We start from the raw sequence: 18,988 nt of genomic DNA on the forward strand, positions 1-18,988 counted from the left end.
AGACGCCGATCAGCCGTGCCAGGACCGCCACAGCGCCGCATAGGCGCCGTCCGCCGCCACCAGCTCGTCATGGCTGCCCAATTCGCTGATCCGGCCGTTCTCCACCACCGCGATCACATCCGCGTCGTGCGCGGTGTGCAGCCGGTGCGCGATCGCCACGACCGTACGGCCGTCCAGCACCCGTGCCAGCGAGCGTTCCAGATGCCGCGCCGCCCGCGGGTCCAGCAGCGAGGTCGCCTCGTCCAGCACCAGTGTGTGCGGATCGGCCAGCACCAGCCGGGCCAGCGCGATCTGCTGCGCCTGCGCCGGGGTCAGTGACAGACCGCCCGAACCGACCTCGGTGTCCAGCCCCCCGTCCAGAGCCTTCGCCCAGCCGTCCGCGTCGACCGCGGCGAGCGACGCCCACAGCTCGGCGTCCTCGGCGCCCGTACGGGCCAGCAGCAGATTGTCGCGCAGCGAACCGACGAACACATGGTGTTCCTGGTTGACCAGTGCCACATGCGTACGCACCCGCTCCGCCGTCATCCGGGACAACTCCGCACCGCCCAGCGTGACTTCACCGGTGCGTGGGGCGTAGATCCCGGCCAGCAGCCGACCGAGCGTGGACTTGCCCGCACCGGACGGGCCGACCAGCGCCAGGCGCGTGCCCGGGGCGACGTCCAGCGACACCTTGTGCAGGACGTCGACCCCCTCGCGGTAGCCGAAGTGCACATCACCCGCCCGGACGTCCCGGCCGTCCGGGGCGACCTCGGTGTCGCCCGCGTCCGGCTCGATGTCCCGGACGCCGACCAGCCGGGCCAGTGACACCTGCGCTACCTGCAACTCGTCGTACCAGCGCAGGATCAGACCGATCGGGTCGACCATCATCTGCGCGAGCAGCGCACCGGTCGTCAGCTGTCCGACGGTGAGCCACCCCTCGATGACGAACCAGCCGCCGAGCATCAGGACCGCGCCGAGGATCGTCACGTACGTGACGTTGATGACCGGGAACAGCACCGAACGCAGGAACAGCGTGTACCGCTCCCACGCCGTCCACTCCTTGATCCGCCGGTCCGACAGTGCCACCCGGCGTGCGCCGAGGCGGTGCGCCTCCACCGTCCGCCCCGCGTCCACGGTCTCCGCGAGCATCGCCGCGACCGCCGCGTATCCGGCGGCCTCCGAGCGGTACGCGGACGGCGCCCGGCGAAAGTACCAGCGGCAGCCGAGGACCAGCACCGGCAGCGCCAGCAGCACGGAGAGCGCCAGCGGCGGAGCCGTCACGGTGAGCGCACCGAGCAGCAGACCCGCCCACACCACACCGATCGCCAGCTGCGGCACCGCCTCACGCATCGCGTTGGCCAGCCGGTCGATGTCCGTGGTGATCCGGGACAGCAGATCACCGGTCCCGGCCCGCTCCAGCACACCCGGCGGCAGTCCGACCGACCGGACGAGGAAGTCCTCGCGCAGATCGGCCAGCATCTCCTCGCCGAGCATGGCGCTGCGCAGCCGCATCATCCGTGTGAACACGGTCTGTACCACCAGCGCGATCGCGAACACCGCGGCGGTGCGCTCCAGATGGAGGTCGGCGACCCCGTTCGACAGGTCCTCGACCAGCCCGCCCAGCAGATACGGCCCGACGATCGAGGCGATCACCGCGACTGCGTTGACCGAGATGAGCACGGCGAACGGCTTGCGGTGGCGCCGCATCAGCTCCCGTACATAGGCCCGTACGGTGGCGGGGGTGCCGACCGGAAGGGTCGTCGCCGACTCCGGGGCGGCCGGGTCGTACGCCGGTTGTGCGACGCCGATCATGCCCTCTCCTCGATTTCTTCGATCGATTCGATCTCGTCGATCGCGTCGATCTTGTCCAGTGCGGTCAGGGCCGCGATTTCGTCCTCGGTCTCACGGGTGACCACTGCCCGGTACCGCGGTTCGGTCTGCAGCAGCTCGCGGTGCGCACCGACCGCGACGACTGTGCCGTCGTGCACCAGCACCACCCGGTCCGCGAGGTCGAGCAGCAGAGGCGACGAAGCGAACGCCACCGTCGTACGCCCGGTGCGCAGCGCCTTGATTCCGGCGGCGACCTGGGCCTCGGTGTGCGAGTCGACGGCGGACGTCGGCTCGTCCAGAACCAGCGCCTCAGGGTCGGTGACCAGCGAACGGGCCAGTGCGAGCCGCTGACGCTGGCCGCCGGAGAGCGACCGGCCGCGCTCGGTGATCCTGGTGGTCATCGGGTCGCCGTCGGTGGCGACCGAGGCCTGCGCCAGCGCGTCCAGCACATCACCGCACTGGGCGGCGGACAGCGCGTCCTCGGCGGTCACCAGACCGGACGACGGCACATCGAGCAGCTCCCGCAGTGTCCCGGAGAGCAGCACCGGGTCCTTGTCCTGGACCAGCACCGCGGTCCGGGCGGCCGCCAGCGGAAGCTCGTCCAGCGGCACGCCACCGAGCAGGACGGACGGGGTCTTGTCCGGCGGGCCCTCGGGGGCGTCGTCCGCCGTGTCCGGTTCCGCGCCCACCTCGGCGTGACCGCCGAGCCGTTCGGCCAGCCGGCCCGCCTCGTCCGGATCGCCGCAGACCACCGCGGTGAACAGACCCGACGGTGCCATCAGCCCGGTGACCGGGTCGTACAGGTCACCGGCCGGCACCGCGTCGACGGTCGAGGGCTCGGCGGTGCGGTGCAGCGAAAGCACCCGGACGGCCCGCTGCGCGGACGGCCGCGAGAAGGAGTACGCCATCGCGATCTCCTCGAAGTGCCGCAGCGGGAACAGCATCAGTGTCGCCGCGCTGTACACCGTGACCAGCTGACCGACCTCGATCCGGCCGTCGTGGGCCAGCGTCGCCCCGTACACGACCAGCGAGATCAGCAGCATGCCCGGCAGCAGCACCTGGATCGCCGAGATCAGCGACCACATCTGCGCGCTGCGTACCGCAGCCTTGCGGACCTCTTGCGAGGCGCTCCGGTAGCGGCCGAGAAACAGCTCCTCGCCGCCGATACCGCGCAGCACCCGCAGCCCGGCGACGGTGTCCGACGCCAGCTCGGTGGCCTTGCCGGCCTTCTCACGCTGGAGGTCGGCGCGCCGGGTGGCGCGGGGGAGCAGCGGCAGTACCGCCAGTGCCAGGAGCGGCATGGCGAGCACCACCAGGACGCCCAGCGACGGCAGATAGAGGACGAGCCCGACGCAGATCAGTACGAGAGCGGCGGCTGCGGCGGCGAAGCGGGAGAGCGCCTCGACGAACCAGCCGATCTTCTCGACGTCGCCGGTGGACACTGCGACGACCTCGCCCGCGGCGACCCGGCGGGTCAGCGCGGCGCCGAGCTCCGCCGTCTTACGGGCCAGCAGCTGCTGGACGCGGGCGGCGGCAGTGATCCAGTTGGTGACGGCGGTCCGGTGGAGCATGGTGTCGCCGACCGCGATCAGCACACCGAGGACCGCGATGAGCCCGCCCGCCAGCGCAAGCCGGCTGCCCGAACGGTCGACCACCGCCTGCACGGCGAAGCCGACGGCCAGCGGCAGCCCGGCGATGGAGCACTGGTGCAGCAGGCCCCAGGACATGGACTTGAGCTGGCCACGGATCTGGTTGCGGCCGAGCCAGAGCAGGAAGCGTGGGCCTGACCGGACATCAGGATCGCCAGGATCTGAATACGGAAGATCGCGAATCTGCATGACGTCCCATGGTTCGGAAGGGCGGAGATCTGTCGAAGACCTCGAGGAACGGGTGGGGGGACCAAACCGTGCAAGGTTCGCGTCCTGCCAGGGTCCGAGGCAAACGGTTTTTCGCTCGACGGTAAAGATTCGGCTCGTATTCGCGGCGGGTCACAGGCGGTGAGTCCGGCCGCTCGACCATGGTGCGAATATGGGCGGATGCGAATAACCCGTCCGGTACGAATGGCTGTCGCGGCAGCGGCCTGCGGTCTCATGCTCACTCCTCTGACCGCGTGCGGCAGCTCGCACGCGGGGCAGCAGGACGACACGAAATCCGGCAGCGCGACGAACCGGAAGGCGCCGACCGCCGACCTGAAGCGCATTCCCGACGTGGGCGACCGGCTGTACGCGCAGATACCCGAGAACTCGAGTCAGGTCGTCGCGGTCTACGGCGTGGGCAAGAACTCGGCCGACTCCACCGTCGTGCTGTACACGAAGCACGGCGCCACCTGGGACACCACCGGCAGCTGGAAGGCCCACAACGGCAGGAAGGGCTGGACCACCGACCATCACGAGGACGACAAGCGCAGTCCGGTCGGCGTATTCACACTGACCGACGCGGGCGGTGCCCTGGCCGACCCGGGCGCCCTCCTCCCGTACACACAGTCGGCGTCGATCCAGGCACCGCGCTACTGGTCGAAGCCGTACTGGCACGACTTCGACTACGTCATCGCCATCGACTACAACCGCGTCAAGGGCACTGCGCCCAACGACCCCACGCGCCCGCTGGGACAGTCGAAGGGTGGCAGCATCTGGCTCCACATGGACCACGGCAGCGGTACGTCGGCCTGTGTGAGCCTGCCCAAATCGGCCATGCAGCTGCTGCTGCGCACCCTCGACCCGAAGCAGCACCCGGTCGTGGTGATGGGCGACAAGGCCACGCTCCGGGCGGCCTGATCACGCCACCCCTCTCGCCCGGCCACTCCTGCGAGAGGGTGCGGATCGCCGTGGGCGTGGGCATGTACGCGGTCGTCCGGGGACGCGTCAGGGCCGCGTCGCCCGCTCCAGCTCCATCAGGACCGAGTGGTAGTCGCGCCCCGTGGCCCGGTCCATGCCGATCTCGCACATCCGGTTGGCGGAGAGATACGCGTCGTACTCGCGGGAGTTCACCTCGGCGGCCTCCTTCGCCGTCGCCGACGCCGTCAGCTCCTTGTGCAGCATCCCGCGGTCGCCCGCGAACGCGCAGCACCCGGCGTCGTCCGGGACGACGACCTCCTCCGCGCACGCCTCGGCGACCGTACGCAACTGCTCCACGTCACCCAGGTGCTGCATCGAACACGTCGGATGCAGGACCGCCGAACCGGTCCTGCGCAGGATCGTCAGCTCCGGCAGCAGCTCGTCGGCCGCCCAGACGAGGGAGTCGACGACGGTCAGCTCCCGGTGCAGCTCCCGGTTGTCCTCGGTGAGATACGGCACCACCTCATGGGCGATACCCAGCGTGCACGACGAGGCGTCGACGACCAGCGGAAGCTTGCCGCCCGCCGTCCAGCCCCAGGCGGCCTCGACGATGCGGTTTGCCATCACCGCATTGCCCTCGTCGTACCCCTTGGAGTGCCAGATCGTCGCGCAGCAGGTTCCCGCGACATCCTCCGGGATCCACACCGGCTTTCCGGCACGGGCCGAGACGGAGACGACGGCCTGCGGCAGCGAAGGGCCGCGATGGCCGTCGGGGCCGCCGAAGATCCGGTTCACGCAGGCCGGGTAGTAGACGGCGCTCGCTCCGACCCGCGAGGTGCGGGGCAGTTTGCGAGCGGCGGCGCCGGGGATCTCCGGAAGCCACTCGGGTACCAGATCGGGGCGTACGGCCTTGCGGGCGAGCCCGGTGACGGTCTCCAGCAGCCGGTCGCCGATCCTGTCAGCTGCGGCGACCGCCAGTCGCGCCGAGGCCTCCACCGCCTTGAAGTTCTTCGCCGTGAGCGCCGCGATCCGCTCCTCGCGCGGCGAGTGCCGCTGGTGGCGGAAGTCCTTCATCATGGCGCCGGTGTCGATGCCGACCGGGCAGGCGAGCTTGCAGGTGGAGTCGCCCGCGCAGGTGTCGACGGCGTCGTACCCGTACGCGTCGAGCAGTGCGGTCTCCACCGGCGAATCGTTCGGCTGCCGCATCATCTCCCGGCGCAGCACGATCCGCTGGCGCGGAGTGGTGGTCAAGTCCTCGCTGGGACAGGTCGGTTCGCAGAATCCGCATTCGATGCACGGATCGGCGATCAGCTCGACCTCGGGGATGGTCTTCAGTCCGCGCAGATGCGCCTTCGGGTCGCGGTCGAGGACGATCCGGGGCGCCAGTACCCCGTCGGGGTCGATGACCTGCTTCGTGCGCCACATCAGCTCGGTCGCCTTGGGGCCCCACTCCAGCTCCAGGAACGGAGCGATGTTGCGGCCGGTGGCGTGCTCCGCCTTGAGCGAGCCGTCGAAGCGCTCCACGGTCAGTCGGCAGAAGTCGTCCATGAACGCGGCGTACCGGTCGACGTCGGACTGCTTCGCCGCGTCGAAGGCGAGCAGGAAGTGCAGATTGCCGTGTGCGGCGTGACCCGCGACGGCGGCCTCGAAGCCGTGCTCCGCCTGGAGCCGGAGGAGGGATTCGCAGGCGTCGGCGAGCAACGACGGCGGGACCGCGAAGTCCTCCGTGATCAGCGTCGTACCCGACGGGCGGGAGCCGCCGACTGCGGTGACGAAGGCTTTGCGGGCCTTCCAGTAACCGGAGATGGCCTTGGCCTCGCGGGTGAACTCATTGGTCACCGAGGCGACCGGTGCGACAAGATCCAGCCCCTCGACGGCCGCGGCCGCCGCACGCTCGTACGCCTCCTGCCCCGGCTCGTCCGGAGCCCGGAACTCCACCAGCAGCGCCGCGGTCTCCTTGGGCAGTTCGGCCCAGTCGGCCGGCACGCCCTGGACGCTCACCGAGGCGCGCAGCGTATTGCCGTCCATCAGCTCGACGGCGATCGCCCCCGCCTCATTGAAGCGGGGCACGGCAGCCGCCGCGGCGGTCAGCGAGGGGAAGAAGAGCAGCGCGCTGGAGACCTTCCGGTCCAGCGGCAGGGTGTCGAAGATGACCTCGGAGATGAACCCGAAGGTGCCTTCCGAGCCGACCATCAGCCCGCGCAGGATCTGTACGGGCGTCGAGCCGTCCAGGAAGGCGTCGAGCCGATACCCGTTGGTGTTCTTGATCTCGTACTTGGCGCGGATCCGGGCAGTGAGCTCCGCATCCGCCTCGATCTCCGCCTTGAGGGCCAGCAGCCCCTCGCACAGCCGCGGCTCGGCATGCGCCAGCAGCTCGTCCGCCGCCGGATCGGCTGTGTCGACGACCGTGCCGCTCGGCAGCACAAAGGTGAGCGAGGAAACGGTGCGGTACGAATTACGGGTGGTGCCGGCGGTCATCCCGGAGGCGTTGTTGGCGACGACCCCGCCGATCGTGCACGCGATGGCGCTGGCCGGGTCGGGGCCCAGCAGCCTGCCGTAACGGGCGAGGGTGGCATTGGCGCGCATGACCGTGGTCCCGGGGCGGATACGGGCCTGCGCGCCGTCGTCCAGGACTTCGATGCCCGTCCAGTGATGGCGGACGTCGACAAGGATGTCCTCGCCCTGCGCCTGGCCGTTCAGACTGGTGCCGGCGGCCCGGAAGACGACTTCGCGACCCTTGCCGTGCGCGTACGACAGGATCGCCGAGATGTCGTCGATGTCTTCGGGGACCACGACGACCTGCGGGACGAACCGGTAAGGGCTGGCATCGGAGGCGTACTTCACCAGGTCGGAGATCTTCCACAACACCTTCTCCGGCCCCAGCAGCTCGGTCAGCTCGCCGCGCAGCGGTTCGGGTGTGCCCGCCGCCCGGCCGTCGAGGACCCGATCGTGGGACGCGGAGCGCGCCGCACCGGGACGGAGGGCTTCGGGCTTCGGCTCCAGCAGCGGCATGGCGATGGTCCCCTCGGCGGATCGACGCGGTACTCCCACCTTTCTACCAGCGAAGATCCGCGCCGCTCACGCGCGGTTCATGATCGATGCGACGATCGGTATGGCTCGCAGACATCGGTGGGCCCGCAACCATCGGTGCGGTCAGCAGCGGCGCTCCGGCATTCCGGCGACGAGAGCGGACAGCAGTCCGCCCAGCACCTCGCGCTGATCGGCCGTCAATGGAGCCAGGATCTCCTCTGCGGCGGCCCGGCGCGCGTCGCGCAGCGACCGGAGCGTGGCACGGCCCTCGTCGGTGAGTTCGATCCGGACCACCCGTCGGCTGTCCGGATCAGGGGTGCGGCGCACCCGGCCGCTCGCCTCCAGCGCATCGACCAGGCTCGTGACGGCGCGCGGCACGACATCCAGGCGCTGCGCCAGATCCGCCATCCGGGGCGGTCCGTCGTAGTGGGCGACCGTGCGCAGCAGCCGGAACTGGGCCGGGGTGATGCCTATCGGCTCCAGCTGGCGGCTCTGGATGCGGTGCAGCCGGCGGGTCAGCCGCAGCAGCTGCTCGGCCAGCAGTCCGTCGGAGTCGGGGGAGTCCATGCGGGAACAATATCAGGACTCCGTTCATTGTGAGTATAGGTAACAATGAGCTATGCTCTCAAAAGTTTGACTGCTGCCCGCGGCCGTCTTCCTCTGTCACGCCTGTCGAAGGAGCCCATGAAACCCGACGAACCCACGTGGACGCCCCCGCCCAGGGACGGCACGCAGCCGCCCGCCGAGCTGCGCCGGATCTTCCGCCTCTTCCACCCGTACCGCGGCCGGCTCACGCTGGTCGGACTGCTCGTCGGCGCCTCGTCACTGGTCTCGGTGGCCTCGCCGTTCCTGCTGCGCGAGATTCTCGACACCGCCATCCCCCAAGGGCGTACGGGACTGCTGTCGCTGCTCGCCCTCGGCATGATCCTCACCGCCGTGATGAACAGCGTCTTCGGCGTCCTGCAGACGCTGATCTCGACCACGGTCGGCCAGCGCGTCATGCACGACCTGCGCACGGCGGTATACGCCCAGCTGCAGCGGATGCCCCTCGCCTTCTTCACCAGGACCCGCACGGGCGAGGTGCAGTCCCGCATCGCCAACGACATCGGCGGGATGCAGGCGACCGTCACCTCCACCGCCACCTCGCTGGTCTCCAACCTCACGGCGGTCATCGCCACTGTCGTCGCGATGCTGGCGCTCGACTGGCGGCTCACCCTGGTCTCGCTGGCACTGCTGCCGGTCTTCGTCTGGATCAGCCGCCGGGTCGGCCGGGAGCGCAAGAAGATCACCACCCAGCGCCAGAAGCAGATGGCCGCCATGGCGGCGACGGTCACCGAGTCCCTCTCCGTCAGCGGCATCCTGCTCGGCCGGACCATGGGCCGGGCGGACTCCCTCACCGAGGGCTTCGCCGAGGAGTCCGAGCGCCTGGTCGACCTCGAAGTGCGCTCCAGCATGGCCGGGCGGTGGCGGATGTCGACGATCGGCATCGTCATGGCCGCCATGCCCGCCGTCATCTACTGGGCCGCGGGCCTCGCCCTGCAGTCCGGCGGCCCCGCCGTCTCCATCGGCACGCTCGTCGCCTTCGTCTCGCTCCAGCAGGGCCTCTTCCGGCCCGCCGTGAGCCTGCTCTCCACCGGAGTGCAGATGCAGACATCCCTCGCGCTCTTCCAGCGGATCTTCGAGTACCTCGACCTCGAGGTGGACATCACCGAGCCCGAGAATCCCGTGCGGCTGGAGAAGATCCGCGGCGAGATCCGCTTCGAGGACGTCGACTTCAGCTACGACGAGAAGAGCGGTCCGACCCTCAGTGGTGTCGATGTCGCCGTGCCGGCAGGCGGCAGCCTCGCCGTCGTCGGACCCACCGGCTCCGGCAAGTCCACGCTCAGCTACCTGGTACCGCGGCTCTACGACGTCACCGGCGGCCGGGTCACGCTCGACGGCGTCGATGTACGCGATCTGGACTTCGACACGCTCGCCCGGGCCGTCGGCGTGGTCTCCCAGGAGACGTACCTCTTCCACGCCTCGGTCGCCGAGAACCTGCGCTTCGCCAAGCCGGACGCGACCGACGCCGAGATCGAGGCAGCCGCCCGCGCGGCACAGATCCACGACCACATCGCCTCGCTGCCCGACGGCTACGACACCCTCGTCGGCGAGCGCGGCTACCGTTTCTCGGGCGGCGAGAAACAGCGCCTGGCCATCGCCCGCACGATTCTGCGCGACCCGCCCGTCCTCGTCCTCGACGAGGCGACCAGCGCCCTCGACACCCGCACCGAGTTCGCCGTGCAGGAGGCGATCGACACGCTGTCCGCCGGGCGCACCACCATCACGATCGCGCACCGCCTCTCCACCGTGCGCGACGCGGACCAGATCGTCGTCCTGGACGGCGGCCGGACCGCCGAGCGCGGCAGCCACGAGGAATTGCTCCAGCTGGACGGCCGCTATGCGGCGCTCCTCCGCCGGGACACCCAACTCGCCCCCGCAGCAACCTGATCGCGAGTTCCGGACGCACTCCACCCGGGGGTGCGGCGCCGGTTCTCCGTACGGCATGATCCCCGCGCATGAGAGCTCTGATCGGGATGGAACTCCCCGGATACCGGCCCGTGGACGTCGACACATGGGCGAACGACGACGGCGATGTCCTGTCGGTGCACTTCTTCGAGCTGCCGCCGGATCTGCCGGCCGGGCTCGACGACGGGCCGACGCTACGGCACACCCTCACCCACTACACAGCACAGGCGGGCGGCGGGCTGATCGAGGCATCGGTGAAGCCCCTGGGCGGGCTGCCCGCGCTGCGTCAGATACTCAAGCTGCCGCTGCCCGGCCGGCCGAACGGGCAAGCGTTCATCGGTAGTTTCACCGTGCCGCGCGCCGGGTGCAGCGCCGTGGTGAAGATCCAGGCGGCCGAGCGCGGCATGACGGGAATGCGGGAAGCGGTGGTGCTCGCGAAGGTGGGCGTGGAGCAGTACTTCAGGCCGCACCCCTACGCCCCCGACGTCCAGGGCGGACTGCCGTTCCATGCAGCGGACCACGAACGGTGGGACGCGGAGTTCCCCGACCACCCCCTGACCCGGGTCCGCCGCACCCTCGGCGCGCTCGCGGAAGCGGTCGGTGCGGTACCCGACTTCGCCGCGTTGCCTGCTTTCGTAGGACCGGGGCGCCGGGGCTGACGCCGGGCACACGACGGCGCCGCCGCTCCCGTGGGACGGGGAGCGACGGCGCCGGGTGGAGCAATGGTCAGACGAGCCAACCCACGAAGTGGACGATGCCGGCGAGCAGGTTGGTGATGAGGTTCATTCGGTGTTTCTCCTCGTACATGGTGCATATGTGGGACTGCGCAGTCGCGGTCTGCAGCCCGTCGTTTGCGCTCTGTAATCATCTGATGCGGCAGAGGAGTTGAGCAACGAATGGCCATACGATCACGCGTTCCAGCGAACATCCGATCCCCTGTTCGTGTGTTCTGTCGCGCCGTGCGGGGACCGTGTCGTCCGCGCCGGGGCGTCGGCGCCCGGATACCGTGCCCGCATGGTGAACGAGTCCCCGGACACCCGGCGCCACGACCGGAGCCGGTTGACCCGGCGCGGGCATCCGGTGCTGCTCGCAGGCGTCGTCCTCGTCCTCGGTGTCGCGGCAGCCGCCCTCGTACTGTTACTGACCAGGGAGGGGATGGTCGGCCCGCCGCCACGCACCCTCGTCATCCCCGAGGGCCGGCGAGCCTCCCAGGTGTACGCGGCCGTGGACAGGTCCCTCGGTGTGCCGCCCGGCACGACCGAGAAGGCCGCCGGTGCGGCGGACCTCGCACTGCCGCCCGAGGTGAAGGGCAATCCCGAGGGCTATCTGTTCCCGGCGACGTACCCCCTCACCTCCGGCACCACTCCGACGAGCCTGTTGACGTACATGGTCGACACGGCGAGGCAACGATTCGGCGCGAACCACGTCGCCGCAGGGGCCAGGCGCAATCATGTATCCGTCCACCAGGCCGTGACGATCGCCAGCATCGTGCAGGCCGAGGCGGGCACCACAGCCGACATGGGCAAGGTGTCCCGTGTCATTTACAACCGGCTGTCCAGGGGCATGCCGCTCCAGATGGACTCCATGCTCAACTACGCGCTGAAACGCAGCACTCTGGACACCACCGCCGACGACACCAAGATCGACAGCGCGTACAACAGCTATGAGCACAAGGGCCTGCCGCCCACTCCCATCGGTAACCCGGGGGAGCAGGCGATGGAAGCGGCGATCACGCCGACGCCGGGCCGATGGCTGTACTTCGTGACCGTCGCGCCCGGGGACACCCGGTTCACCGACAGCTATGCCGAGCATCAGCGGAACGTCCAGGAATTCAACCGCAACCGGATTGAGGCAAGCGGCAGTTGAAGGGCGTCCGGCATCCCCGAGGCGGCACGCGGGTCAGTGTCACGCCGGCGTGGCGGCGGGTTCGCCGCCACGCTCCACAACCCTGTCCGCGGGTTCGCCGCCACGCTCCACAACCCTGTCCGCGGCTGTCCTGTCCGCTGTGGTCCTGTCCTCGGGGGCCTTGAGCAGGCGGGTGATCGCGCGTACCGCCGCCCGTCCCGCCCGGTTGGCCCCGATGGTGCTCGCGGAGGGCCCGTACCCGACGAGGTGGATGCGCGCGTCCCGTACGGCCTGTGTGCCCTCGACCCGGATACCGCCGCCGGGCTCGCGCAGCTTCAACGGTGCGAGATGGTCGATGGCGGCCCGGAACCCGGTCGCCCAGAGGATGACATCGGCCTCCGCCGTCCGGCCGTCGTCCCAGGTCACCCCGGTCGGAGTGATCCGGTCGAACATCGGCAACCGGTCGAGCACCCCCTCCGCGCGGGCCCGCCGGACGGCGTCGGTGAGCGGCAGCCCGGTCACGCTCACCACACTCTGCGGCGGCAGCCCCCGTCGTACGCGCTCCTCCACCATGGCCACGGCGGCCCGCCCCTGATCCTCGCCGAACGGCCCCTCCCGGAAGACCGGCGGCCGGCGCGTCACCCAGAAGGTCTCTGCCGCCACCTCGGCGATCTCCATCAGATGCTGCGTGCCGGAGGCCCCGCCGCCGACCACGATCACCCGCTGCCCGGCGAACTCCTGCGGACCCGGGTAGTTCGCGGTGTGCAGCTGGCGGCCCCGGAAGGTCTCCTGGCCCGGGTAGCGCGGCCAGAACGGCCGGTCCCAGGTGCCCGTGGCATTGATCAGGGTGCGGGTGGCGTACGTACCCTCGGATGTCTCGACCGACAATCGCCCGCCCTCGCCCTCGCGCACGGCGCTCACCTCGACCGGCCGGTGAACCCGCAGGCCGAAGGTGCGCTCGTAGGCGTCGAAGTACTCGCCGATCACCTCGGACGACGCCCGGCTGTCATCGGCGCCGGTCAGTTCCATGCCGGGCAGCGCGTGCATCCCGTGCACCTTGCCGTATGTCAGTGACGGCCACCGGAACTGCCATGCGCCGCCCGGCCGGGGTGCGTGGTCGAGCACGACGAAGTCGCGGTCCGGCTCCAGACCGAAGCGCCGTAGATGATAGGCGCCGGACAGGCCTGCCTGTCCGGCGCCGATCACGACCACGTCCACTTCGCGCGCTTCACCGGCCCCAGAGTTGTTCACGCTTCTACCAACTGCGCGGGGGTCCGGGATCTTCCCGGTCAGCGACCCCCGGCGATCAGCAGCGGTGCCCCGCCCGGCGCGGACGCCGGGCGCCCGTTCGCGGCAGGTACCCCCAGCAGCGGCGAAGCCGGAACGGTGGACAGCAGTCCGCGCGCCGCCAGCTCCGGCGTGACCCCCTCACCGAACCAGTACGCCTCCTCCAGGTGCGGGTAGCCGGAGAGCACGAAGTGCTCCACACCCAGCGCGTGATACTCCTCGATCCGGTCCGCGACATCCGCGTGACTGCCGACCAGTGCCGTGCCCGCACCGCCCCGCACCAGACCGACACCCGCCCAGAGGTTCGGCGAGATCTCCAGCTTGTCGCGCGAGCCGCCGTGCAGGGCGAGCATCCGCTGCTGTCCCACCGACTCGCTCCGTCCCAGCGCCTGCTGCGCAGCGGCGATCGTCTCCGGATCGAGATCGCCGAGCAGTCGGTCCGCCGTTGCCCACGCCTCCTTCGCCGAGTCGCGCGAGATGGTGTGCAGCCGGATCCCGAACCGGACATCGCGACCCTGCTCCTCCGCGAGCCCGCGGATCCAGTCGATCTTCTGCTTCACATCCGCCGGCGGCTCGCCCCAGGTCAGATACACATCGGCGTGTGCGGCGGCCACGGGCCCGGCCGCCGCCGACGACCCGCCGAAGAAGATCTCCGGCAGCGGGTCCGGCGGCAGCGCCGTCAGCCCGCCCTCCACCTGATAGTGCTCACCGTCGAAGTCGTACGGCTGCCCGCTCCACACACCGCGGACCACCGAAAGGAACTCGGCGGTCCGCGCGTAACGCCGGTCGTGGTCCAGATGGTCGCCGAACCGCCGCTGCTCGGTCGAGTCGCCGCCCGTCACCACATTGAGCAGCAGCCGGCCCCGGGTGATCCGCTGATACGTCGCGGCCATCTGCGCCGCGAGCACCGGCGAGATCACGCCCGGCCGGAAGGCAACCAGGAACTTCAGCCGCTCGGTGTGCTGGGCCAGCGCCACCGTCGTCAGCCAGGCGTCCTCGCACCAGGTGCCGGTCGGCGTCAGCACCGCCTCGAAGCCCAGTTGCTCGGCCGCCTTGGCGATCTGTGCCAGATACTCGATATCGGGCGCCCGGACCCCGCTCACCGGAGTGATCCGGTCCCGCTTGATCCCGCCGTCGGTGTACGCGTGGCGGTCGACGAGTGTGCGGCCGTCACCGCCGGTGGGCAGGAACCAGTGCAGATGAACGTTCATGACGTGGCCTTTCCGTACGAGCGGGGGGCTGCCGAGGACGCGGGCAGATCGCGGTTGAACCGGGTGTCGACGTAGTCCTTGAAGGTGAACCGGCGAGGAATGAGTTTCAGATCGGCGAAGGTGTCGGCGATCGCCTGCTCGGACGCGATCGCCGCCGGGTCGACGGCAACGGGCACCCGCGTCCCGTAACTGCGCTTCACGGCGTCCAGAGCGACGGCGTACGGCAGCCCGGTCTCCTTCGCCCAGACCTTCGCCCACGCCTCCGGATGCTTGAACACCCAGCTCTGTGCGCGCTCCAGACGGACCAGCAGGTCACCGATCGCCTTGGACTTCTTGGCATCCTTCAGGGCCGCGGGAGAGGCGACCTGGAAGCTCAGGCCGTTGACGACCCCCTCGCCCGTGGTCAGCGCCCGCGCCCGCGCACTGCGCAGGATCTGCGAGGTGTACGGATCCCAGATCGCCCAGGCATCGACCTTGCCCCGGCTGAACGCGGCCAGCGCATCGGCCGGCTGAAGGAAGTTCAGTTTTACGTCCGAGAGGCTCAGCCCCGCCTTCTTCAGCGAGGCGACGAGCTGGAAGTGGGCGGAGCTTCCCTGGGCCACCGCAATGGACTTGCCCTTCAGCTGCGCGGGCGTCTTCAGCCCGGAGCCCTTCGGCACCACGATTGCCTCGCCCGCGGACGATCCATGGGAGGCGCCCACCACCACGATCTTCGAGTCGGAACCCGCGGCAAAAACCGGCGGTGTGTTGCCGACACCGCCGATGTCCACGGCCTTGGCGTTCACCGCCTCCAGAAGTGGCGGCCCGGAGGTGAAGGTCGACCATTTGATCCGGTAGCCGAGGTTGTCGAGCTCTCCCGAGGCCCGCAGGATCGCCTCGTAACCTCCTTTCTGGTCACCGACGTTGAGCGTCACGCCGCCCTGGCCGTCGGTGCTGTCCGTGGTGGATGCGGACGAGGCACCACCGCAGGCGGTGAGCAGCAGGGCGAGCGGCAGAAGCAGAGCGGGCAGGGTACGGCGTCTCATGACATGCCTCTTTCCGAAGGTCGAACGCATAGGGAAGGTGTGCTGGTCAGCGGTCGGCCTGGTCAGGCGGCCTTGGCCGGAGCGGCGTGCTCCGCGACACCCAGCTCGGTCAGCAGCCGGGAGCGCAGCGCGGCGAACTCGGGACTGCTCACGGTGCGCGGCCGGTCCAGATCAACGGGCGTCCCGTATGCGATGGCGCCGTCCCGCATCACCAGCGCACGGTCGGCGAGCAGCAGCGCCTCGTCCACGTCATGTGTGACGAGCAGCACCGCGCAGCCGCGCCGCTGCCAGAGTTCGGCGACCAGTTGCTGCGCCTTGATCCGGGTCAGCGCGTCGAGCGCACCGAACGGCTCGTCGAGCAGCAGCAGATCCGGTTCGCGCACCAGGGCCCGCGCCAGCGAAGCCCGCTGCGCCTCACCACCTGAGAGCGTCTTGGGCCAGGCCCCGGCTCGCTCGCCGAGCCCGACCTCCTCCAACGCCCGCTCGGCCACGGCCCGGTCGGGCTTGTCCGGCAACCCGAGCAGCACATTGCGCCAGACCCGCTTCCACGGCATCAGCCGAGGCGCCTGGAAGGCAACAGCCCGTCGCTTGGGCACCAGCACCGTGCCCGTGATGTCGCGGTCGAGCCCGGCCAGCACCCGCAGCAGAGTCGACTTCCCGCAGCCGCTGCGCCCGAGCAGCGCGGTGAACTCCCCGGCGCGCAGGGTGAGATCGAGCCCGTCGACGACGGCCCGCCCGTCGAAGGAACGGGTCAGTCCCTCCACCCGCACGGCGGTGTCGTAGGGCCGGGCGCTCACTGGCCCGTGAAGGTCGGTCGCCATTGCAGCAGCAGCCTTTCGAGTATCCGGACGATGACATCGGCGGTGAGACCGAGGAATGCGTAGACGACCAGGCACACGACGATGACGTCGGTACGGAAGAACTCCCGGGCCTGGTTCATCAGGAAGCCGATCCCGGCGTCGGCGTTGACGGACTCGCCGAAGACCAGCGCCAGCCAGGCGGTGGCGAGCGAATAGCGCAGCCCCGTCATGGCCCCGCGGAGGGCGCCAGGCAGCACCACATGCCGGATGAGACCCCAACGCCCGAGCCCCAACGACCGCCCCGCTTCGACGAGTTGTTCGTCCACACCCCGGATGCCGGCGTACACATTGAGGTAGAGATGGAAGGCCACACCGAGCGCGATCAGCGCCACCTTCGGGGCCTCACCGATCCCCAGCCAGATGATGAACAACGGGATCAGCCCTACCCAGGGGACGGTCCGCAGCATCTGCACGGTCGCGTCCACAAGATCCTCGCCGAGCCGGGACAGTCCGGACACCAACGCCAGCGCGGTCCCGACGACACCACCGAGGACCAGGCCCACGGCAACCCGCTGGAGCGAGATCCCCATTGCCGACGGCAGGGTCCCGTCGGCGATCAGATCCGATCCGGCCCGGGCGATGGTTCCGGGCGACGCGAGCACATCGGGATGCAGGACACCCGTCGCACTGAGCACCTGCCACAGTGCGAGAAGCAGCACCGGACCGATGGCTCGCCGCAGTGGGCGGGGTACGGACCGCAGCCGTGAGCCGCGGGCGGACTCCGGCACGACGGGCTCGAGTTCGACTGCCGTTTGAGGATCGGGTGTATCGATTTCCTCTGATATATCCGGCGGGGCGAGGGCATGGCCAAGGGTCATGAAAGCTCCACGAGCAGTCCACGGACGGGGAGAACGCACACCTCGACAGCCCGGCACGCCGACGGTGGACCCGCTACGGCACGGGAGCTACGACAGGGGCGGGGTGAGATGGCGTACGACGAGGCGCTTACGGCAACAGAGGGGTGCGCAAGCCAGGTGCGGGCCGAATGAACCCTTGTTCACCTGCGGAATTGTGCTGAAGGAACGTCAGCAACCGCGACAACACGCGGCAGAGGCCACCCGCAGCAGGTCGATGTGACCGCGCGAAGTGAGCAGAGCTGAACGGAACATGTCGCCGAACGTAGCGACGCAGCTCGGAACCGGTCAATGCCGTCTCGGCACGTGGACGCACCATCTCGCGCCAGGAGCGGGAAGATGGGAGCATGCCCGATGCCTTCACCACCAGCGTTCTGCAACTCACGACCGGTGACACCGAGACGGTCACCGACCTGACGAACGACTGCGAACGATTCCTCACCCGCGCTGCCGTCGGCCGGGACGGCCTCCTCAATATCTTCGTGCCCCACGCAACCGCCGGAATCGCCATCCTGGAAACCGGCGCAGGCAGCGACGACGACCTCCTCGCCACCCTCCACACACTGCTGCCCGCGGACGACCGCTACCAACACCGCCACGGCAGCCCCGGCCACGGCCGCGACCACGTACTGCCGGCCCTCATCGCGCCACACGCCACTCTGCCGGTGATCGGCGGACGGCTGGAACTGGGGACGTGGCAGTCGGTGTGCCTGGTCGATACAAACAGGAGCAACACCAACCGCAACGTCCGGTTGAGCTTCTTCGGCTAGCGAGTGGCTTCGGTGGCACTGTAGAGGGGAAGTCCGGCCGCGCCAACTGAGTGGTGGGCACGGTTGCCCGTCGGTCCGCAGGTTACTGAGCTTCGCTCCACCTCGTGCGCAGGGGAAACTCCCTTCCGCGTCGTCCACCTGTTCCCGATGACGTCGCACGTGGAGTGCGTGGCGATTCTTGAGCCCGCAGCAAAGGGCCTCTGACCTGCTGATTTTCTGATTCCCCAGGTTGCGGGCGCGTCGTGCCGACATGCTTCCGTAGGTCCACGACGTGGGGCGTCTCCCTGGCCTGTGAAGGTCATCCGACCTGGCCTTTCCGGGGTCGGCGCCGGATCGACGGGATTGTCTTGCCGCCCCTTTGCCCGGACGACGCAAGCCGTCTCGACGCTCAGATGACGCTCGTTCTGATGAGGCGTCACGGCAGTGGTGAGGGTTGCTGAGGCAGCCCGCCTGGCCCGAGTCGGGGACTACACGTACGCAGCGCACCCGCCCGCCGACAGATGTCTGTTCGCGGTGCTCTCCGTCCATACGATCCACTGCGTGCCGGTAGGTCTTAGGCCCGGGGCACGGTGACGCCACACCAGGAGCGGATGTGCGCCCGCGCACGAGGCGGTTGCGTTGGTGCCGCCGCACCCCGGGTGTCAGGGGCCTGAGAAGGGCTTTGAGGGCTTCGCGGTGGCCCATCGCCCGGTATCCCTCGGGTGTCTGTTCCAAGGTGAGGGTGTGGTCAAAAGCCCTTTCCAGCACGGCGCGAGTGCCGTGGCCGCCGGTGAGGTCGCGGACCTTGGTGATGCCTTGGTCGCCGAGCGGCTTGGCGGACAGCACGGCGAGGAGGCCCACGGCGCCGCCGCCGACAACGGTGACGGAGTCGCCCGGCGTGATCCGGGCCAGGTGGGCGGCGTGGTAGTCGGTGCCGTAGACGTCGGCGGGGGTGAGCAGTGTCCTCGGTGAGCGGGGTCCCGGCCCGCTACCACCGTTTGGCCCCGGGCACGAGCGTCCGAATCGGCTGATGACC

16 protein-coding genes are annotated in these 18,988 nt (G+C 69.7%); 6 read left to right on the forward strand and 10 right to left on the reverse strand.

The genetic code is table 11. The features are described 5' to 3' along the window. Positions 1-9: 9 nt before the first annotated feature. Positions 10-1,791 (reverse strand): ABC transporter ATP-binding protein, encoded by a 1,782-nt coding sequence (locus OHA03_RS27515; protein ID WP_267006424.1) that lies wholly within the window; start codon positions 1,789-1,791, stop codon positions 10-12. After that, positions 1,788-3,647, reverse strand: a complete 1,860-nt coding sequence (locus OHA03_RS27520) for an ABC transporter ATP-binding protein (protein ID WP_267006425.1) — start codon at positions 3,645-3,647, stop codon at positions 1,788-1,790. The genes OHA03_RS27515 and OHA03_RS27520 overlap by 4 nt, the downstream gene beginning before the upstream one ends. A 222-nt stretch (positions 3,648-3,869) precedes the next feature. On the opposite strand from OHA03_RS27520, the gene OHA03_RS27525 reads away from it, so the two are divergent. Then, on the forward strand, positions 3,870-4,583 hold the full coding sequence (locus OHA03_RS27525; RefSeq protein ID WP_267008185.1) for a hypothetical protein: 714 nt from the start codon (positions 3,870-3,872) through the stop codon (positions 4,581-4,583). Between the two features lie 87 nt (positions 4,584-4,670). Here OHA03_RS27525 and OHA03_RS27530 read toward each other — a convergent pair whose 3' ends face one another. After that, entirely contained in the window at positions 4,671-7,595 is a 2,925-nt protein-coding gene (locus OHA03_RS27530) for an FAD-binding and (Fe-S)-binding domain-containing protein (RefSeq protein ID WP_267006426.1), read from the reverse strand. A gap of 141 nt (positions 7,596-7,736) precedes the next feature. After that, positions 7,737-8,180, reverse strand: a complete 444-nt coding sequence (locus OHA03_RS27535; protein WP_030980048.1) for a MarR family winged helix-turn-helix transcriptional regulator — start codon at positions 8,178-8,180, stop codon at positions 7,737-7,739. A 117-nt stretch (positions 8,181-8,297) separates the two neighbouring features. Between OHA03_RS27535 and OHA03_RS27540 the strand changes: the two genes are divergently transcribed. The 3 genes from OHA03_RS27540 to mltG all read left to right on the forward strand — a co-directional run bounded on the left by OHA03_RS27540 (position 8,298) and on the right by mltG (position 11,987). Further along, the gene (locus tag OHA03_RS27540; RefSeq protein WP_267006427.1) at positions 8,298-10,103 is read left to right on the forward strand and encodes an ABC transporter ATP-binding protein; all 1,806 of its coding nucleotides are present in this window, start codon (positions 8,298-8,300) and stop codon (positions 10,101-10,103) included. Positions 10,104-10,171: 68 nt separating this feature from the next. Then, positions 10,172-10,780, forward strand: a complete 609-nt coding sequence (locus OHA03_RS27545; protein ID WP_267006428.1) for a hypothetical protein — start codon at positions 10,172-10,174, stop codon at positions 10,778-10,780. A gap of 355 nt (positions 10,781-11,135) precedes the next feature. Continuing rightward, positions 11,136-11,987 carry an endolytic transglycosylase MltG gene (gene mltG / locus OHA03_RS27550; protein ID WP_267006429.1) on the forward strand — a complete coding sequence of 284 codons (852 nt, stop codon included), beginning with the start codon at positions 11,136-11,138 and terminating at the stop codon, positions 11,985-11,987. A gap of 39 nt (positions 11,988-12,026) precedes the next feature. Here the strand turns inward: mltG and OHA03_RS27555 are convergent, their stop codons facing one another. The 6 genes from OHA03_RS27555 to OHA03_RS48020 form a co-directional block, all read right to left on the reverse strand. Continuing rightward, positions 12,027-13,217, reverse strand: coding sequence for an NAD(P)-binding domain-containing protein (locus OHA03_RS27555; RefSeq protein ID WP_267006430.1), 1,191 nt, complete (start codon positions 13,215-13,217; stop codon positions 12,027-12,029). A gap of 38 nt (positions 13,218-13,255) precedes the next feature. Further along, on the reverse strand, positions 13,256-14,464 hold the full coding sequence (locus tag OHA03_RS27560) for an LLM class flavin-dependent oxidoreductase (protein WP_267006431.1): 1,209 nt from the start codon (positions 14,462-14,464) through the stop codon (positions 13,256-13,258). Further along, positions 14,461-15,489 carry an ABC transporter substrate-binding protein gene (locus OHA03_RS27565; protein ID WP_267006432.1) on the reverse strand — a complete coding sequence of 343 codons (1,029 nt, stop codon included), beginning with the start codon at positions 15,487-15,489 and terminating at the stop codon, positions 14,461-14,463. The genes OHA03_RS27560 and OHA03_RS27565 overlap by 4 nt, the downstream gene beginning before the upstream one ends. 62 nt (positions 15,490-15,551) lie before the next feature. Then, a complete protein-coding gene (locus OHA03_RS27570) occupies positions 15,552-16,310 on the reverse strand; it encodes an ABC transporter ATP-binding protein (protein WP_267006433.1) in 759 nt (252 codons plus the stop codon). Then, complete coding sequence (locus tag OHA03_RS27575) at positions 16,283-17,167, reverse strand: ABC transporter permease (protein WP_267006434.1); 885 nt, start codon at positions 17,165-17,167, stop codon at positions 16,283-16,285. The genes OHA03_RS27570 and OHA03_RS27575 overlap by 28 nt, the downstream gene beginning before the upstream one ends. A gap of 207 nt (positions 17,168-17,374) precedes the next feature. Next, positions 17,375-17,458: a putative leader peptide gene (locus OHA03_RS48020; protein WP_311307964.1), complete on the reverse strand. Its 84-nt coding sequence runs from the start codon at positions 17,456-17,458 to the stop codon at positions 17,375-17,377. Positions 17,459-17,550: 92 nt separating this feature from the next. On the opposite strand from OHA03_RS48020, the gene OHA03_RS27580 reads away from it, so the two are divergent. After that, positions 17,551-17,973 (forward strand): secondary thiamine-phosphate synthase enzyme YjbQ, encoded by a 423-nt coding sequence (locus OHA03_RS27580; protein ID WP_267006435.1) that lies wholly within the window; start codon positions 17,551-17,553, stop codon positions 17,971-17,973. 723 nt (positions 17,974-18,696) lie between these two features. Beyond that, positions 18,697-18,924 carry a hypothetical protein gene (locus OHA03_RS27585; RefSeq protein ID WP_267006436.1) on the forward strand — a complete coding sequence of 76 codons (228 nt, stop codon included), beginning with the start codon at positions 18,697-18,699 and terminating at the stop codon, positions 18,922-18,924. Positions 18,925-18,988 lie beyond the last annotated feature (64 nt).

It is taken from the genome of Streptomyces sp. NBC_00154 (assembly GCF_026342835.1).
Taxonomy (GTDB): Bacteria; Actinomycetota; Actinomycetes; order Streptomycetales; family Streptomycetaceae; genus Streptomyces.